This is a genomic window from Bradyrhizobium arachidis (genome assembly GCF_024758505.1).
Taxonomy (GTDB): Bacteria; Pseudomonadota; Alphaproteobacteria; order Rhizobiales; family Xanthobacteraceae; genus Bradyrhizobium; species Bradyrhizobium manausense_C.
The window spans coordinates 3,691,915-3,707,422 of sequence record NZ_CP077970.1; the positions used below are offsets into that span (position 1 = coordinate 3,691,915).

Genomic DNA, 15,508 nt, shown 5'->3' on the forward strand with positions numbered 1-15,508 from the left:
GGTCGATACTGCCCCCTCCCGCTGGCGCGGGACGCCCGTTTGGGACGCTGGTCTTGGCGGGACACTAATTGCACGACGCCGGGAGTTGTTCCCATGCCCCGTATTCTCGTTGTCGACGACCAGAAGGACGTCCGCGCGATGGTGTCCATCGTGCTTCGGGTCAATCGTTACGAGGTGGTGGAGGCGGACAGTGCTGCCGCCGGGCTGAAGGCGTTCGACGAATCCGCGTTCGACGCGGCAATCGTCGATATTTTCCTGGCGGAAACCAGCGGTGTCGAGGTCATTACCACGATCCGCGAGCGTTCGCCGGGGTTCCCGATCGTTGCCATCTCCGGCATGACCGCGCTCGACTTCATGGACCAGTCGCCCGATCTGGAGAACGTGGTCTGCCTGCAAAAGCCGTTTCGGCCGAACGACCTGCTCCAGGCGCTGAAATCGGCGCAATCGTCCAGGTTCCAGGCCGCGGTCTGATATCCGAAAACGAAAACGCCCCGGCGAACCGGGGCGTCTGTAGCGATAGGCCGGAAAATCCGCCTTAAGAGCCCTTGGCGCCCAGCTCGGCGTAGTTGCCCTTGGCGTCCCACTTATAGACGACATAGTCGATCTGCTTGATGTCGCCCTTGGCGTCATACTCGATCGGCCCGAGCACCGTGTCCCACTTGCCGGCCTTCATGGTCTCCATGACCTTCTTGGCGTCGGTGGTGCCTGCCTTCTTGACCGCCTGCGACCACACCTGCATCGCCGCGTAGGTGTAGAGGGTGTAGCCCTCGGGATCGATGCCCTTGGCCTTGAAGGCCTCGACGATCTTCTTGGCAGTCGGCTTGTTGCGCGGGTCGGGGCCGAAGGTGAACAGGGTGCCTTCGCCGGCGGGGCCGGTGATGGAGGCGTACTCCTTGTCGGCGAGTGCGTCGCCCGACATCAGCACGGTCTTCAGGCCCTGGTCGCGCATCTGGCGCAGGATCAGTCCGGCTTCCTGGTGGTAGCCGCCGACATAGACGAGGTCGATGTTGTCCTTCTTCAGGCGCGAGACGATCGCGTTAAAGTCCTTGTCGCCCTTGTTGTAGGATTCATACATCTTCTCGGTGATGCCGGCCTTGTTGAGGGCCTTCTTGGTCTCGTCCGCAAGACCCTTGCCGTAGGTGGTCTTGTCGTTGAGGATCGCGATGTTCTTGCCCTTGAAGTTCTTGCCAATGTACTGGGCGGCGATCAGGCCCTGCTGGTCGTCGCGGCCGCACACGCGTGCCACGTTCCAGAGCTTGCGCTCGGTGAACAGCGGGTTGGTCGAGGCCGGCGTGATCTGCAGGACGTTACCGTCGGCATAGGCTTCCGAGGCCGGGATCGACGACGACGAGCAGAAATGTCCGGCGACGAACGGGATCTTGGCGCCGGCGATCTTCTCAGCGATCGAACGGGCCTGCTTGGGATCGCAGGCGTCGTCATTGACGCTGAGCGCGAGCTTCTTGCCGCCGACGCCGCCAGCGGCGTTGAGGTCCGCAACCGCCATCTCGGCGCCGTTCTTCATCTGGCGGCCGAAGGCGGATTCGCCGCCGGTCATCGGACCTGCAACGGCGATGGTGACATCTTGCGCGAATGCCGCGCTCGAAAGCGCGATCGAAGCGCCGAATGCCAGACCGATGAGCTTTAGTGATTTCATGAGATACCTCGCGGGTGGTCGCCTGTGGAAGTTGCCGGGCCAGGCCCGGTCCAAACCGGCCGCATTCTTGAATGAATCTTCGGAGAAGTCACCGGCAAAATACGGGCATCTGCGAAGATATCTCGCAACATTCCGCCGCACGCCGCGTGCCTTTAGCCGTGCCGGCCGCCTTCCAGGTAGGCAGCGCGAATCTCGGGGCGCTGCAGCAACTCGGCGCCGCTGCCCGCAAGCGTGATCAGGCCGTTGACCATGACGTAGCCGCGATGGGCGAGCTTGAGCGCGTGGTTGGCGTTCTGCTCGACGATCAGCACGGTCAGCCCGTCCTGCCGGTTGAGGGCCCGGATCGCGTCGAAGATCTGCCGCGCGATGAGGGGCGCGAGCCCGAGCGACGGCTCGTCCAGCAGCAACAGGCGCGGCCGGCTCATCAGCGCGCGTCCGATCGCCAGCATCTGCTGCTCGCCGCCGGACAGGGTTCCGCCGCGCTGGGTCATGCGTTCCTTGAGCCGTGGAAACAGCGTGAAAACCCGTTCCAGCGTGCTGTCCCGTTCGGCTTCGGTGCATCCGGTGGCGTCCGCGCCCATCTGGAGGTTTTCCGCAACGCTCATGCGCGGGAAGATGCGGCGGCCTTCCGGCGACTGCGCGATCCGCAAATGCGCGATCGCGTGGGTGGGGACGCCGGTGATGTCCTTGCCCTCGTACAGGATCTGCCCGGCGCGGGCGCGCGGCTTGCCGAAGATGGTCATCATCAGCGTCGACTTGCCGGCGCCGTTGGCGCCGATCAGGGCCACGATCTCGCCGGCGTTGATCTCGATGTCGACGCCCTTGAGCGCTTCGATCTTGCCATAGGCGGCGCGCAGGCCGCGGATCGCGAGCAGGGGAGTGGATGCCGCCGTCACGACCCGCTCTCCATCACGGCCATCGCTTCCTCTTCGTCGGCGCCGAGATAGGCCGCGATCACCTTCGGGTCGTCGCGGACCTCGCGCGGGGTGCCTTCGGCGATCTTGACGCCGTGGTCCATCACCACGATGTGGTCGGAAATCTCCATCACGACCGACATGTCATGCTCGATCAGCAGGATGGAGGTGCCCAAATCACCGCGGATCGAGAGCAGGAGCTCGCTCAGTGCCGCGCTCTCGCGCGCATTGAGGCCGGCCGCGGGCTCGTCGAGGCACAATAGTGCAGGTTCGGTGCACATGGCGCGTGCGATCTCGAGCCGGCGCTGGTCGCCATAGGCGAGGTTGCCGGCCGCATCGTCGGCGCGGTCGAGCAGGCCGACCCGCTTCAGCCAGTCGGTGGCGAGATCGATCGCGCGCTGTTCGGCGCTGCGGTAGGAGGGCGCGCCGATCAGCCCGAGAAAGGTGAGGCCCGAGGCGCGCATCAGCATGTTGTGCTGGGCCACCATCAGGTTCTCCAGCACGGTCATGCCGGGGAACAGGCGGATGTTCTGGAAGGTGCGGGCGACCTTGGCCTGCTTGGCAATGCGGAAATCGTTGAGCCGCTCGAGCGCGATCACCTTGCCGTCGTCATGGGTGAGGCGGATCGTGCCGCCGGTCGGCTTGTAGAAGCCGGTGATGCAGTTGAAGACGGTGGTCTTGCCGGCACCGTTCGGGCCGATCAGCGCCGTGATCTTGCGCCGTTCAGCCGAGAGCGACAGCTCCTGCACGGCGACGATGCCGCCGAAACGCATGGTGAGCTGGTCGACGCTCAGGATCTTCGCATCGCTCATCCGTGTCCCTCCTTCACGAGGTCGGAGGAGATCGCCTGCGCCTTCTTCAGGTACACGGTCGGCGCGCGATGGCCGATCAGGCCGCGCGGCCGCCAGATCATGATCAGCACCATCGCCATGCCGAACACCAGCATGCGGTAGTTCTCAAATCCGCGGAACAGCTCGAAGCCGCCGATCATGGCCAGCGCCGCGAGGGCGACGCCGAGCTGCGAGCCCATGCCGCCGAGCACGACGATGGCGAGTACCAGCGCCGATTCCTGGAACGTGAAGGATTCCGGGCTGATGAAGCCCTGGCGGGTGGCGAAGAAGGCACCGGCAAAGCCGCCGAACATCGCGCCGGTCGCGAACGCCGTGAGCTTCGTGGTCGTGGTGTTGATGCCGAGCGCGCGGCAGGCGACCTCATCCTCCCGCAGGGCTTCCCAGGCACGGCCGATCGGCAGGCGGCGCAGGCGGATCGTCACCCAGTTGGTGAGCAGAGCGAGCGCCAGGATCAGGTAGAACAAGAAGACGATGCGGTGGGTCGGCGAGTATTCGATGTGGAGAAGCGCCGCGAGCCCGTCATCGCTGTTGTCGAGCGGGATGCCGAACAAGGTCGGCCGCGGGATGCCGGAGACGCCGTTCGGGCCGCCGGTCAGGCTCTGCCAGTTGATGATGACGAGCCGGATGATCTCGCCGAAGGCAAGCGTGACGATGGCGAGGTAGTCGCCGCGCAGCCGCAGCACGGGGAAGCCGAGCAACACGCCCCAGAAGGCGGCGAGGATGCCGGCGAGCGGCAGGCAGATCCAGAACGACCAGCCGAAATTGGTGGCGAGCAGTGCGTAGGAATAGGCGCCGACCGCATAGAAGGCGACATAGCCGAGGTCGAGCAGGCCGGCGAGCCCGACCACCACGTTGAGGCCCCAGCCGAGCATCACATAGGTGAGCACCAGGATGGCGAGGTCGAGGATGTAGCGCTGGTCATAGAAGATGACCGGTACGAGGATGGTGAAGATCAGCAGCACCGGCGCGAGGTAGCGGCCGAGGAACGACAGACCCTGCTGCACGGGTGCCGGCACCAGCTTCTCGGTCCCCACGGGTCCGATCCATTGCCGCAGCAATTCGATGACGATCGAGCCGCCGAACACCAGGCCGACGAGCGAGGCGAGCTCGCCGAAGCGCGTCCAGTAGGTCAGTTGCCCGTCAGGGCCCGCCTCGGTGCGGATGCCGACCATCAGCGAGAACAGCACCAAGGCGACGAGGGCGCTGAGGAAGGCCTTTTTCAGGATGAAGGAAATGCCGGCGGTGCGACTTGCGGCAGCAGCTTCGGGCGGGAGGGTTGTCACGCGGCTCGCCTGTCAGACTTTTTCGACTTCGGGGCGGCCGAGCAGTCCGGTCGGCATGAAGATCAGGACCACGATCAGGATCGAGAACGCCGCGACGTCCTTGTACTCGACCGAGAAATAGGCCGACCAGAAGGTCTCGATCAGGCCGATGGCGAGCCCGCCGAGCATGGCGCCCGGCAGCGAGCCGATGCCGCCGAGGACGGCCGCCGTGAACGCCTTGATGCCGGCCACGAACCCCATGAAGAAATCGACCAGGCCGTAATAGAGCAGGTACATCAGGCCCGCGACGGCGGCGAGCGCGGCGCCGATCACGAAGGTCATGGAGATGGTGCGATCGACATCGACGCCGAGCAGCGCCGCCATGGTCTGGTCCTGCTCGCAGGCGCGCATGTCGCGCCCGAGCCGCGTGCGCGACACCAGCCAGGTGAAGATCGCCAGCAGCACGACAGTGGTGATGACCACGACGATCTGGATGTTGGAGAGCTGGATCACGAACCCGTCGGCGCTTTCGTGCAGCGTGTGGCCGCCGGTGATGAGCGGCGGAATTGGCTTGACGCGGGCGCCTTGCGCGACCTGCGAATAGTTCGTCAGCACGAAGGACATGCCGATCGCCGACAGCATCGGCGCCAGGCGGAAGGAGTGACGCAGCGGCCGGTAGGCGATGCGTTCGACCGTCCAGCCGTACAGCGCGGTGATCGCCATCGAGACCAGCAGCACGATCAGCAGGATCACCGGTACCGCGGTGAGGCCGATCGAGATCAGGATCAGGAAAGTGATCAGGGCGATGAAGCCGCCGATCATGAAGATGTCGCCATGGGCGAAATTGATCATGCCGACGATGCCATAGACCATGGTGTAGCCGATGGCGATCAGGCCGTAGATCGAGCCAAGGACGAGGCCGTTGATGAGCTGCTGGGCGAAATAGTCGAAATGGTCCATGGGCTGCCGTTACCGAACCTGACGCGTCTCGAGGGAGTGGGCCCCGGCAGCCCGTATTCAGCGCGTCATCCGAAGGTTTTCTAACAGGAGGGAACCGGCGGCCGCAACAGTCCAAGTCTCAGCATAAGGGTTTGTGCAGAGCTAGTTTTTCAAAGCCGGGTTCCCACTTGCCGGCGGAACCCGGTTCCTCCGCAACCAATTGGCAGGCCGCTCGTTGGATGCGCTCGGACGTCCAACAAGGGAGTTTCCCGCAATGGCGAAGCAGCAGAACCAGAATCCGGGCCAGCAGAGTCAGAACCCCGGCAAGCCAGGTCAGCAGCCGGGTCAGCAGGGCGGCGGCCAGAAGCCCGGACAGCAGCAGCAGGATCCGATGCGTCAGGGCGACAAGCCCGGACAGCAGGGCGGTCAGCACCGCGAGGACCAGCGCTAGTCAGTTGAGCGAGCGAGTGACAGCAGGCCCCGCCGCAGGGCGGGGCTTTTTTGTGCCCGCACTGGGGCTTGTCCACAACGGTTAAGGTAAACAGGGAGTTTAAATTGCCGCTCGAAGTGGAGCGGAGTTAGCTGCCCGCCAAATCCGCCGGCGCGACCTCCTGAGGGCCCGGCGGGACAACGAAGCGGGAAGCGGCAATGTTTGGAAACTGGCGGATCGGCTCGGTCAACGGCGTGATGCTCGCGGCCTATTTCATTCCAGCCTGGACGCTGGTGGCCTTCAACATCATGGTCGCCCCGGTGCACGGCCTCTATGAACGGCCGAGTGTCGCGGTGGCGCTGTTCATCAGCGATCACCTCCAGATGTCCGGCTTGAGCACCGTCCGCGCGGCCTGGCTTTTGGCGCTCGGGCGGCTGACGGTGGTGACGTTCTTCGCCATTTCCCTCGCTCTGTTCGCCATCCCCCGGACCCGCAGATCGGGTGCCAGCAACGAGGCGCTCGGCATCGCGCTGGCCATCGGCAGCCTGATCTCCTTTGCCAGCATGGTGATGGCCTCAAAGGTCGGCGAGATGGCCGCGCTGAAGCTGCATGCGACGGAGCTCTTGCTCCTGCTCGGTGCGGCGGTCGTGCTGGTAATCGAGCGGCCGGTTCAGCGGCCGGCAGCCGTCGAGCCGCTGGCGACGCCACAGCTCGCGCCGACCGCGCCCTGAAGGATCGCGCCCGGTCCATTGCAATGACGGCCTTGTGCCGCCGAACTGCCTGAAACCTCGATCGAATTCGGAAAATTCGCAACTTTGCACCGCCGGCCGCCGGCTACTGTGCATGGGGTTGTTTCGATGGTTCGGTTGGGTGGGCGCTCTAGCGTTGCGTCAGAAAGCCCACCACCGCATCGGTAAAGGCGTGCGGCTGCTCGACATTTGAGACATGGGCGGCGTCGAGGATGGTCATGCTGGCGCCCGGAATTCGCGATCGGATGTACTCGCCGGCCGAGATCGGCGTCGACATGTCATGGCGGCCGGTGATGACGAGCGTCGGGCTCTTGATCTTGGGCAGCAGCTCGCGCTAGTCGAGCGTCGACAGCGCCTCGCAGCAGGCGAGATAGCCCTGCACCGGCGAGGCCAGCAGCATCGCCTTCATCCTGGCGGCGATCTGCGGCTCGCGGTCGCGAAAATCCTGCGTCAGCCAGCTGGCGATCACGCTGTCCGCGGCGGCGGCGAGCCCGCCGTCCTTCAGCGCCTTGATCCGCTCCTGCCATCTCGTGGGATCAGGATAATGACAGGCGGTGTTGGCGAGGACGAGCTTGCCGAACCGCTCCGGCGCGTTGGCCCCGAGCCATTGCCCGACCATGCCGCCCATCGACAGGCCGCACCAATGCACCTTCTCGATGTTGAGGTCGTCGAGGATCGCGAGCACGTCGCGGCCGAAGCGCTCCATCGAATAGGGGCCGGGGGTGACGGTCGACTTGCCGTGGCCGCGGCGATCGTAGCGGATGACGCGGAAGACCTGCGTCAGCGCCTTCATCTGCGGCTCCCACATCTGGAGCGTGGAGCCGAGCGAGTTCGAGAGCATCAGCGTCGGCCCGCCGTCACGGCCCTCGACGGAGACGTTGAGCAGGCAGCCGTCGGCATCGATCATGGGCATGGGATGTCCTCTCGCGCTCGCGATTGCGAATCGGTGCGGGATCATGGATTGCGGCCGCATCCCCGATCAAGTCGGGGGCAGGTGCCGGGCAATGTCCCGCTGCCTGCCAAACGCGCAGGCGCCGCTGCAAGCATTTCGCGACTGCGAATATGCATTGCACGTGATCCTCGCCCGCCCTTTCTTTTGCGGCGCGCGTGCGTTACTTGAGCAACCTAACCAAAGGCGATCTCGGGAGGCACCCCATGGCCATGACAATGAACGGCGAAGTCCAGCTTGCCGCGCCGCGCGAAGCCGTATGGGCCAAGCTCAACGATCCCGAAGTGCTGAAGGCCTGCATCCCCGGTTGCGAGGAATTGGAGAAGACCGACGACGGCGGCTTCCGCGCCGTTGCCAAGATGAAGGTCGGCCCGGTGTCCGCGCGCTTCAAGGGCAAGGTGATGCTCAGCGATCTCGATCCGCCGAACGGCTACAAGATATCAGGCGAAGGCGAGGGCGGGGTGGCAGGCTTCGCCAAGGGCGGTGCGACCGTGAAGCTCTCGGAGAAGGACGGCGGCACGCTGCTCGGCTATGACGTCGAGGCGCAAATCGGCGGCAAGTTGGCGCAACTCGGCCAGCGCCTGATCAACGGCGCCGCCAAGAAGCTCGCCGACGAATTTTTCGCGAATTTTGCCAAGGCGGTACAGGGCTAGGCTTTGAAGGCTAGACCTGCGCCCCAGACCTGCGCCCCAGACCTGCGCCCCAGGTCATAGCGCCCTGCTTCCCGGGCAATGTTGCCCCTTGGCACAATGGCCCATATGATGGGTTGGAATAATTATAAGAACCGCTTCGCCGGACACGGCGGGGTGCTGACAGAGAGTCCTGATGGCCAAAATCTCCCTTATCGTGAACGGCAATCCCGTAACCGCCAATGTCGATCCCCGTACCCTGCTGGTGCAGTTCCTGCGCGAGCATCTGCGGCTGACCGGGACCCATGTCGGCTGCGATACCTCGCAGTGCGGCGCCTGCGTCGTGCACATGGACGGCAAGGCCGTGAAGTCCTGCACCACGCTCGCCGTGATGGCTGACGGCCATGAGGTCAAGACCATCGAGGGGCTGGCCGCCGACGGCGCGCCGCTGCATCCGATGCAGGAGGCCTTTCGCGAGCACCATGGCCTGCAGTGCGGCTTCTGCACGCCGGGCATGATCATGACCGCGATCGACATCGTGCACCGCAAGGGTCACGAACTCGACGACCACACCATCCGCGAGGAGCTGGAAGGCAATCTCTGCCGTTGCACCGGCTACCAGAACATCGTCGCCTCGATCGCCGCCGGCGCGAGGGCGATGGCGAAATCCGATCTCGCCTAAACCGACATTCTCGCGCCTCTCGCGATCAGGAAGTCCATTATGTACGAATTCAAATATCATCGCCCTGGCACCGTGCGGCAGGCGGCCAATCTGCTGGTGAAAAACGAGGACGCCAAGGTGATCGCCGGCGGCCACACGCTGATCCCGGTCATGAAGCAGCGCCTGGCGAGCCCGCCGCATCTGGTCGATCTTTCCCACATCGAAGGTCTCGATGCGATCGAGATGAAGGGCCGTTCGCTGGTGATCGGCGCGACCGCCAAGCACGCGGAAGTCGCAAGCTCCGCCGTCGTCGGTGAGGCGATCCCGGCACTGGCAGATCTTGCGGGCCAGATCGGCGATCCGGCCGTCCGTCACAAGGGGACCATTGGCGGCTCGCTCGCCAACAACGACCCGACCGCGGACTATCCGGCGGCCGTGCTCGCGCTCGGGGCGACCATCGTCACCAACAAGCGCCGCCTCAAGGCGGAAGAGTACTTTCAGGGCCTGTTCACGACCGCGCTCGAGGCCGACGAGATCATCACCAAGGTGATGTTCCCGTTGCCGAAGAAGGCGGCCTACATCAAGTTCCGCAATCAGGCCTCGCGCTATGCGCTGGTCGGCGTGTTCGTGGCGCGGCGTCCATCCGACGTGCGCGTTGCGGTCACCGGTGCGGGCTCGGAAGGCGTGTTCCGCGTCACCGCGTTCGAGGAAGCCCTGAAGAAGCGCTTCTCCTCGAAGGTGCTCGACGGCGTCAGCGTGCCGGCGGACGGCCTGAACAGCGATATCCACGGCAGCGCCGAATATCGCGCGCACCTCATCGGGGTGCTGACGCGGCGCGCCGTCGACGCCGCCAACGCCAAGGACTGATTGCCCCGAAGGGCGCGTAGCGAGACTGGCTCTTTCATGACTGCAGCGGCCAATACTTCCGGTGCCTTGCCGGCATCGGTCGATGCGATGCTCGAACTTTTGACCTCGCGCGGCTATCTCGCCGAGCGGTCGCTGGCGACCGTGACGTATCTGTCGCTGCGCATGGGCCGGCCGCTGTTCCTCGAAGGCGAGGCCGGCGTCGGCAAGACCGAGATCGCAAAGGTGCTGTCGGCGGCGCTCGGGCGCAAACTGATCCGCCTGCAATGCTACGAAGGCCTCGACGTTTCGTCCGCGGTCTACGAGTGGAACAGCGCCTCGCAGATGATCGCCATCCGCATGGCGGAAGCCGCTGGCGATACCGATCGTGATCAGCTCTCCTCGGACATCTTTGCCGATCGCTTCCTGATCAAGCGGCCGCTGCTGCAGGCGCTGGAGCCTGACGTTGCAGGTCCCCCGGTGCTGCTGATCGACGAGCTCGATCGTGCCGATGAGGCGTTCGAGGCCTATCTCCTCGAAATCCTCAGCGACTTTCAGGTGACCATTCCCGAGTTCGGCACCGTGAGGGCACCGAGCCCGCCGATCGTCATCATCACCTCGAACCGCACCCGCGAGATTCACGACGCGCTCAAGCGCCGCTGTCTCTATCATTGGGTGGATTATCCGTCCGCCGAGCGCGAGCTCGCCATCGTCAAGACGCGCGTGCCCGGCATCTCGGCCAAGCTGTCGCAGCAGGTGGTGCGATTCGTGCAGGCGCTGCGCAACCAGGATTTTTACAAGTCGCCGGGTGTCGCCGAGACCATCGACTGGGCTACCGCGCTCTCCGAGCTCGATGCCCGCTCGCTGACCCCGCAAGTGGTCGGCGACACGCTGGGCGCGCTGCTCAAGTACCAGGACGATATCGTGCGGATGCAGGGCGACGCCTTGCAGAAGGTGCTGAAGGACGCGACGAGCGACTAGCCGTCATTCCGGGGCGCGCGAAGCGTGAACCCGGAATCTCGCGCCGCAATTGAGCTCGTCATTCCGGGGCGCGAGATAGTCGCGAGCCCGGAATCCATCGGGCCGCAGGCGTCGCGGATAAATGGATTCCGGGTTCGATGCTGCGCATCGCCCCGGAATGACGAGAAGATGGGTATCGACCATGGCCATCAACCACTTGGCACCCGAGAAGACCGAGCAATTCGCCGACAACATCGTGGGCTTCGCCCGCGCACTTCGCGCAGCGGGGCTACCCGTAGGGCCCGGCGCCGTCATCGATGCCGCCAATGCGCTCCAGGTGATCGACATCGGCAGCCGCGCCGACGTCTTCACGACGCTGGAGGCGATCTTCGTCAAGCGTCACGAGCATGCGCTGATCTTCAAGCAGGCCTTCAATCTGTTCTTCCGCGCCTCGGAAGAGTGGAAGCACCTGCTGGATTCGGTGCCGCTGCCCGATCACGCCAAGAAGAAGCCGCCGCCGGCCTCGCGCCGCGTCCAGGAGGCGATGTCGCAGCCGCAGATGACGGAGACGCCGCAACGTCAGGAGCAGGATTTGCGCCTGTCGGTCTCCGACAAGGAAGTGCTGCAGAAGAAAGACTTTGCGCAGATGAGTGCGGCCGAGATCAGCGAAGCGCTGCGTGCCGTCGAGCGCATGAAGCTGCCGCAGGCCGAGCTCTTGACGCGCCGTCATCGGCCCGACGCGCGCGGCCTGCGCCTCGACCTGCGCCGCACCTTGCGCGCTTCGCTGCACACCGGCGGCGACATCATCGACATCCACCGGCTCGGCCGCATCGAAAAACCGGCGCCGATCGTGGCGTTGCTCGATATCTCGGGCTCGATGAGCGAATACACCCGCCTGTTCCTGCACTTCCTCCACGCCATCACAGATGCGAGGAAGCGCGTCTCCGTGTTCCTGTTCGGCACAAGGCTCACCAACGTCACGCGGGCGCTGCGTCAGCGCGATCCGGACGAGGCGCTGGCGAGCTGCTCGGCCTCGGTCGAGGACTGGGCCGGTGGCACGCGAATTTCGGCCTCGCTGCACAACTTCAACAAATTGTGGGCGCGGCGCGTGCTGAGCCAGGGTGCCATCGTGCTGCTGATCTCGGACGGGCTGGAACGGGAGGCCGATTCCAAGCTCGCCTTCGAGATGGACCGGCTGCACCGGTCCTGCCGGCGGCTGATCTGGCTCAACCCGCTGCTGCGTTTCGGGGGCTTCGAGGCCAAGGCGCAGGGCATCAAAATGATGCTGCCGCACGTTGACGAATTCCGCCCGGTGCATAATTTGAGTTCGATCCAGGAGCTGATCACCACACTCTCCCGGCCGCTGCCACCGCATCACCGCAGCCTGATCCGCTCCGCAGCTTGAGAGGCCAGCCATGCTCGATCGCGACGAGGATATCCTGAAGGCGGCGGAGGACTGGCAGAAGGCCGGCCATGGCGTCGCGCTGGCAACCGTGGTCGAGACCTGGGGCTCCGCGCCGCGGCCCGCGGGCTCGAGCCTCGTCATCAACGACGACGGCACGTTTTTGGGCTCGGTCTCCGGCGGCTGCGTCGAGGGGGCCGTGGTCACCGAGGCCATGGACGTCATCCAGAGCGGCAAGCCAAAGATGCTGGAATTCGGAGTAGCCGACGAGACCGCCTGGAATGTCGGACTGTCCTGCGGCGGCACCATCCGGGTCTTCGTCGAGAAGGTCGGCTAGCCGTGAAGCTCGCGATTTTGCACGAACTCAATGCCGAGCGCGCTGCGCGCCGCCCGGTCATTCTCGTCACCGACACCGAGAGCGGCGAGCAGCGGCTGGTGAAGGCCAGGGATTTCGCTGGCGATCCCTTGCGCGCCGAGCTGGAAAAGCAGCTTCGCATGGGCAAGAGCGCCAATGTCGAGGCCGGCGGCAAAAAACTGTTCCTTAACGTCTACGCGCCGACCGCAAAGCTTGTGATCATCGGCGCCGTTCATATCAGCCAGGCCTTGGCGCCGCTGGCGCGCTCGCTCGGCTATGACGTCACCGTGGTCGATCCGCGCACGGCGTTTGCGAGCCCCGAGCGCTTTCCGGACATACCTTTGGTCGCGGACTGGCCCGACGTTGCGCTGCCGCCGCTCAACGTCGACCCCTACACCGCTTTCGTCGCGGTGACGCACGATCCCAAGATCGACGATCCGGCGCTGCTGCACGCCTTCGAGCGCAACTGCTTCTATATCGGCGCGCTCGGCTCGCGGAAGACGCACGCCAAGCGCGGCGACCGGCTACGGGCGCAGGGCGCGAAGGAGAGCGACATCGCGCGCATCCATGCGCCCATCGGGCTTGCGATCGGCGCGGTCTCGCCGTCGGAGATCGCGGTGGCCATCATGGCCGAGATCACGGCGGTGCTTCGACTGCCGCCCAAAGAAAAAGAAGAAGCGGCATGAAATTCGGTCCGGCGAGCCCTCAGGATGCGATCGGCGGGGTGACCGTCCACACCCTGCGTCAGGGACCGCTGGTGCTGAAGAAGGGCACGACGATCGGGCTAGAGGAGGTCGAAGCGCTGACGCGCGCCGGCATCAAGGACGTCGTCGTCGTGCGCCTGGAGGAGGGCGACGTCTCCGAGGACGCGGCCGCTGCCAGCATTGCGGAAGCCGTCGGCGGCGACGGCATCCACGTCGAGCGCGCCTTCACCGGCCGTGCCAATCTGTTCGCCGCGCGTCCCGGCGTGCTTGTCATCGACCGCTCTGCGGTCGACCGCATCAACAATGTCGACGAGGCTATCACCTTTGCAACGCTGTCGGCGTTCAAGCCGGTGGTCGAAGGCGAGATGGTCGGCACCGTCAAGATCATCCCGTTCGGCGTCGAGGGGGCCTTGCGCGATGCCGCCGTGAAGGCCGCGGGCCGCGACGTGCTCAGAATCGCGCCCTACGTGATCAAGCGCGTCGGCGTGGTCTCGACGCTGCTGCCGGGCCTGTCGTCCAAGGTTTTGGACAAGACGCTGCGCGTCACGGCGGAGCGGCTTGCGCCGGCCGGCGCCAGCATCATCGCCGAGCGGCGCGTCGCCCATGACGAGTCGGCGCTGTCGGCCGCGATCAAGGAATTGCTTGGGCTCGGTGCCGAGCTCGTCATCGTGTTCGGCGCCTCGGCGATCGCAGATCGTCGCGACGTGATTCCGGCTGCGATCAGCTCCATCGGCGGCGCGATCGAGCATTTTGGTATGCCGGTCGATCCCGGCAACCTGCTCCTGATCGGCCGCGCCGGCAGCGTGCCCGTGCTGGGCGCGCCGGGCTGTGCGCGCTCGCCGGTCGAGAACGGCTTTGACTGGGTGCTGATGCGGCTGCTCGCCGGCATCAAGGTGACGCGCGCCGAGCTGATGGGCATGGGCGTCGGCGGCCTCTTGATGGAGATCGTGACGCGGCCCCAGCCGCGCGCCAAGCCCGAGACCGAAGGCAACAGCCAGGTCACGGCTATCGTCCTCGCGGCGGGCCGCTCGACGCGGATGGGCGGGCCGAACAAGCTGCTCGCCGAGCTCGACGGCAAGAAGCTGGTGCGGCTTGCGACCGAGCAGGCGCTGGCGTCCAAGGCGTCCGAGGTGATCGTCGTCACCGGCCATCAGGCCGAGCTGGTCGAGCAGGCGCTCGCGGGGCTGAAGGTCAAATTCATCCGCAACCCCGATTTTGCAGGCGGCATCGCGAGCTCGGTCAAAGCCGGCATCGCGGCCGCGCCGGAGGGATGCGACGGCGCCATCATCTGTCTCGGCGACATGCCGCTGATCGACGCCAATCTGATCGATCGCATGATCGACAGCTTTGCGCCCGACCGCGGCAATCTCATCGTCGTGCCCGTGAGCGAAGGCCGCCGCGGCAATCCCGTGCTGTGGTCGCGCCGCTTCTTCAGCGAGTTGATGACGCTCGACGGCGACATCGGCGCGCGGCACCTGATCGCCAAGCATGCCGAAGTCATGGCCGAAGTGCCCGTCGACGGCGAGAGCGCATTCCTCGACATCGACACGCCGCAGGCGCTGGAAGCGGCACGGCGCGGCTGAGCACGTTACCGCTTCGTAAACGAACGATTTCAACCACTCGTTCACCATCTGGAAACGACCGGTCGATAGAGTTCCTCCGCCTGCCTCGGGGGAGGGGAATTTCCATGGCTTCGACCGTCGTCGCGCGCCGTTGCGCGATGTTTTTCTTTGCGCTGTCTGTTGTCGTGACAGGGGCCCGCCACGTCACGGACGCGCACGCTGCCGGCGCGTTCGCGGTCGGCAAGTGCGGCGCTTATGGCCAGGCCTATGATTTCCCCGGCGAAGCCGCCGCGCGCGCCGCGGCCGCCAAGCAGTGCAAGGGCGACTGCACGACCGTGACCATGAAGCGCGCCTGCGCCGCGATGGCGGTCGATCTCGCCAACCCCTGCGGCGCCTATGGCTATGCCGTGAAGCCGAAGATATCGAGCACGCTCAACGCCGCCACGCGCGAATGCTACAAGTTCGGCGGCAAGGAATGCGTGATCCGCGCCTGGGCCTGCGACGCCAAGGGATAATTTCTCATTGCTGTCATTCCGGGGCGATGCGACGGTACCGCGCGGAGCGCGGCCCGGAGCATCGAACCCGGAATCTCGCGCAACAATCTCGGGATTCCGGGTTCGCGTCTTCGGCGCGCCCCGGAATGA

General features: G+C 65.3%; 17 protein-coding genes and 1 pseudogene. 12 read left to right on the forward strand and 6 right to left on the reverse strand.

Annotated elements, in window-relative coordinates:
• Window positions 1–93: 93 nt before the first annotated feature.
• Window positions 94–471, forward strand: coding sequence for a response regulator (locus KUF59_RS16645; RefSeq protein WP_212458272.1), 378 nt, complete (start codon window positions 94–96; stop codon window positions 469–471).
• Between the two features lie 64 nt (window positions 472–535).
• Here the strand turns inward: KUF59_RS16645 and KUF59_RS16650 are convergent, their stop codons facing one another.
• From KUF59_RS16650 to KUF59_RS16670, 5 genes are all read right to left on the reverse strand, one after another.
• Window positions 536–1,654 carry a branched-chain amino acid ABC transporter substrate-binding protein gene (locus tag KUF59_RS16650; protein ID WP_212403145.1) on the reverse strand — a complete coding sequence of 373 codons (1,119 nt, stop codon included), beginning with the start codon at window positions 1,652–1,654 and terminating at the stop codon, window positions 536–538.
• Window positions 1,655–1,806: 152 nt separating this feature from the next.
• Window positions 1,807–2,550 carry an ABC transporter ATP-binding protein gene (locus tag KUF59_RS16655; protein WP_212458273.1) on the reverse strand — a complete coding sequence of 248 codons (744 nt, stop codon included), beginning with the start codon at window positions 2,548–2,550 and terminating at the stop codon, window positions 1,807–1,809.
• On the reverse strand, window positions 2,547–3,380 hold the full coding sequence (locus tag KUF59_RS16660; RefSeq protein WP_212458274.1) for an ABC transporter ATP-binding protein: 834 nt from the start codon (window positions 3,378–3,380) through the stop codon (window positions 2,547–2,549). The genes KUF59_RS16655 and KUF59_RS16660 overlap by 4 nt, the downstream gene beginning before the upstream one ends.
• The gene (gene livM / locus KUF59_RS16665; RefSeq protein WP_212458275.1) at window positions 3,377–4,702 is read right to left on the reverse strand and encodes a high-affinity branched-chain amino acid ABC transporter permease LivM; all 1,326 of its coding nucleotides are present in this window, start codon (window positions 4,700–4,702) and stop codon (window positions 3,377–3,379) included. The genes KUF59_RS16660 and livM overlap by 4 nt, the downstream gene beginning before the upstream one ends.
• A 12-nt stretch (window positions 4,703–4,714) precedes the next feature.
• Window positions 4,715–5,641 carry an ABC transporter permease subunit gene (locus KUF59_RS16670; protein ID WP_212458276.1) on the reverse strand — a complete coding sequence of 309 codons (927 nt, stop codon included), beginning with the start codon at window positions 5,639–5,641 and terminating at the stop codon, window positions 4,715–4,717.
• Between the two features lie 253 nt (window positions 5,642–5,894).
• Here KUF59_RS16670 and KUF59_RS16675 point away from each other — a divergent pair, with 253 nt between their 5' ends.
• Together KUF59_RS16675 and KUF59_RS16680 are read left to right on the forward strand one after the other, a co-directional pair.
• Window positions 5,895–6,071, forward strand: a complete 177-nt coding sequence (locus KUF59_RS16675; RefSeq protein ID WP_212458277.1) for a hypothetical protein — start codon at window positions 5,895–5,897, stop codon at window positions 6,069–6,071.
• Window positions 6,072–6,268: 197 nt separating this feature from the next.
• Window positions 6,269–6,781 carry a hypothetical protein gene (locus KUF59_RS16680; RefSeq protein ID WP_212458278.1) on the forward strand — a complete coding sequence of 171 codons (513 nt, stop codon included), beginning with the start codon at window positions 6,269–6,271 and terminating at the stop codon, window positions 6,779–6,781.
• A 148-nt stretch (window positions 6,782–6,929) separates the two neighbouring features.
• Here KUF59_RS16680 and pcaD read toward each other — a convergent pair.
• Window positions 6,930–7,712 (reverse strand): annotated as a pseudogene (gene pcaD / locus KUF59_RS16685) (3-oxoadipate enol-lactonase).
• A gap of 242 nt (window positions 7,713–7,954) precedes the next feature.
• Here pcaD and KUF59_RS16690 point away from each other — a divergent pair.
• The 9 genes from KUF59_RS16690 to KUF59_RS16730 all read left to right on the forward strand — a co-directional run bounded on the left by KUF59_RS16690 (window position 7,955) and on the right by KUF59_RS16730 (window position 15,379).
• Window positions 7,955–8,401: an SRPBCC family protein gene (locus KUF59_RS16690; protein ID WP_212458280.1), complete on the forward strand. Its 447-nt coding sequence runs from the start codon at window positions 7,955–7,957 to the stop codon at window positions 8,399–8,401.
• 172 nt (window positions 8,402–8,573) lie between these two features.
• Window positions 8,574–9,059, forward strand: coding sequence for a (2Fe-2S)-binding protein (locus tag KUF59_RS16695; protein WP_212458281.1), 486 nt, complete (start codon window positions 8,574–8,576; stop codon window positions 9,057–9,059).
• 39 nt (window positions 9,060–9,098) lie between these two features.
• A complete protein-coding gene (locus KUF59_RS16700) occupies window positions 9,099–9,905 on the forward strand; it encodes an FAD binding domain-containing protein (protein ID WP_212458282.1) in 807 nt (268 codons plus the stop codon).
• Between the two features lie 36 nt (window positions 9,906–9,941).
• Complete coding sequence (locus tag KUF59_RS16705) at window positions 9,942–10,862, forward strand: AAA family ATPase (protein ID WP_212458283.1); 921 nt, start codon at window positions 9,942–9,944, stop codon at window positions 10,860–10,862.
• A 181-nt stretch (window positions 10,863–11,043) separates the two neighbouring features.
• Window positions 11,044–12,246 carry a vWA domain-containing protein gene (locus tag KUF59_RS16710; protein WP_212458284.1) on the forward strand — a complete coding sequence of 401 codons (1,203 nt, stop codon included), beginning with the start codon at window positions 11,044–11,046 and terminating at the stop codon, window positions 12,244–12,246.
• Between the two features lie 10 nt (window positions 12,247–12,256).
• Window positions 12,257–12,580 (forward strand): XdhC family protein, encoded by a 324-nt coding sequence (locus KUF59_RS16715; RefSeq protein WP_140982126.1) that lies wholly within the window; start codon window positions 12,257–12,259, stop codon window positions 12,578–12,580.
• A 2-nt stretch (window positions 12,581–12,582) separates the two neighbouring features.
• Window positions 12,583–13,284, forward strand: coding sequence for an XdhC family protein (locus KUF59_RS16720; protein ID WP_212458285.1), 702 nt, complete (start codon window positions 12,583–12,585; stop codon window positions 13,282–13,284).
• Window positions 13,281–14,885, forward strand: a complete 1,605-nt coding sequence (locus KUF59_RS16725) for an NTP transferase domain-containing protein (RefSeq protein ID WP_212458286.1) — start codon at window positions 13,281–13,283, stop codon at window positions 14,883–14,885. Before KUF59_RS16720 ends, KUF59_RS16725 begins: the two co-directional genes overlap by 4 nt.
• 104 nt (window positions 14,886–14,989) lie before the next feature.
• Entirely contained in the window at window positions 14,990–15,379 is a 390-nt protein-coding gene (locus KUF59_RS16730) for a DUF4189 domain-containing protein (protein ID WP_212458287.1), read from the forward strand.
• Window positions 15,380–15,508 lie beyond the last annotated feature (129 nt).

Excerpts from the sequence above, each read along its gene's own strand:
- KUF59_RS16645 (WP_212458272.1), top strand. The coding sequence starts at position 94 with ATGCCCCGTATTCTCGTTGTCGACGACCAGAAGGACGTCCGCGCGATG.
- KUF59_RS16650 (WP_212403145.1), bottom strand. The coding sequence starts at position 1,654 with ATGAAATCACTAAAGCTCATCGGTCTGGCATTCGGCGCTTCGATCGCG.
- KUF59_RS16660 (WP_212458274.1), bottom strand. The coding sequence starts at position 3,380 with ATGAGCGATGCGAAGATCCTGAGCGTCGACCAGCTCACCATGCGTTTC.
- KUF59_RS16670 (WP_212458276.1), bottom strand. The coding sequence starts at position 5,641 with ATGGACCATTTCGACTATTTCGCCCAGCAGCTCATCAACGGCCTCGTC.
- KUF59_RS16675 (WP_212458277.1), top strand. The coding sequence starts at position 5,895 with ATGGCGAAGCAGCAGAACCAGAATCCGGGCCAGCAGAGTCAGAACCCC.
- KUF59_RS16680 (WP_212458278.1), top strand. The coding sequence starts at position 6,269 with ATGTTTGGAAACTGGCGGATCGGCTCGGTCAACGGCGTGATGCTCGCG.
- KUF59_RS16690 (WP_212458280.1), top strand. The coding sequence starts at position 7,955 with ATGGCCATGACAATGAACGGCGAAGTCCAGCTTGCCGCGCCGCGCGAA.
- KUF59_RS16695 (WP_212458281.1), top strand. The coding sequence starts at position 8,574 with ATGGCCAAAATCTCCCTTATCGTGAACGGCAATCCCGTAACCGCCAAT.
- KUF59_RS16700 (WP_212458282.1), top strand. The coding sequence starts at position 9,099 with ATGTACGAATTCAAATATCATCGCCCTGGCACCGTGCGGCAGGCGGCC.
- KUF59_RS16705 (WP_212458283.1), top strand. The coding sequence starts at position 9,942 with ATGACTGCAGCGGCCAATACTTCCGGTGCCTTGCCGGCATCGGTCGAT.
- KUF59_RS16710 (WP_212458284.1), top strand. The coding sequence starts at position 11,044 with ATGGCCATCAACCACTTGGCACCCGAGAAGACCGAGCAATTCGCCGAC.
- KUF59_RS16715 (WP_140982126.1), top strand. The coding sequence starts at position 12,257 with ATGCTCGATCGCGACGAGGATATCCTGAAGGCGGCGGAGGACTGGCAG.
- KUF59_RS16725 (WP_212458286.1), top strand. The coding sequence starts at position 13,281 with ATGAAATTCGGTCCGGCGAGCCCTCAGGATGCGATCGGCGGGGTGACC.
- KUF59_RS16730 (WP_212458287.1), top strand. The coding sequence starts at position 14,990 with ATGGCTTCGACCGTCGTCGCGCGCCGTTGCGCGATGTTTTTCTTTGCG.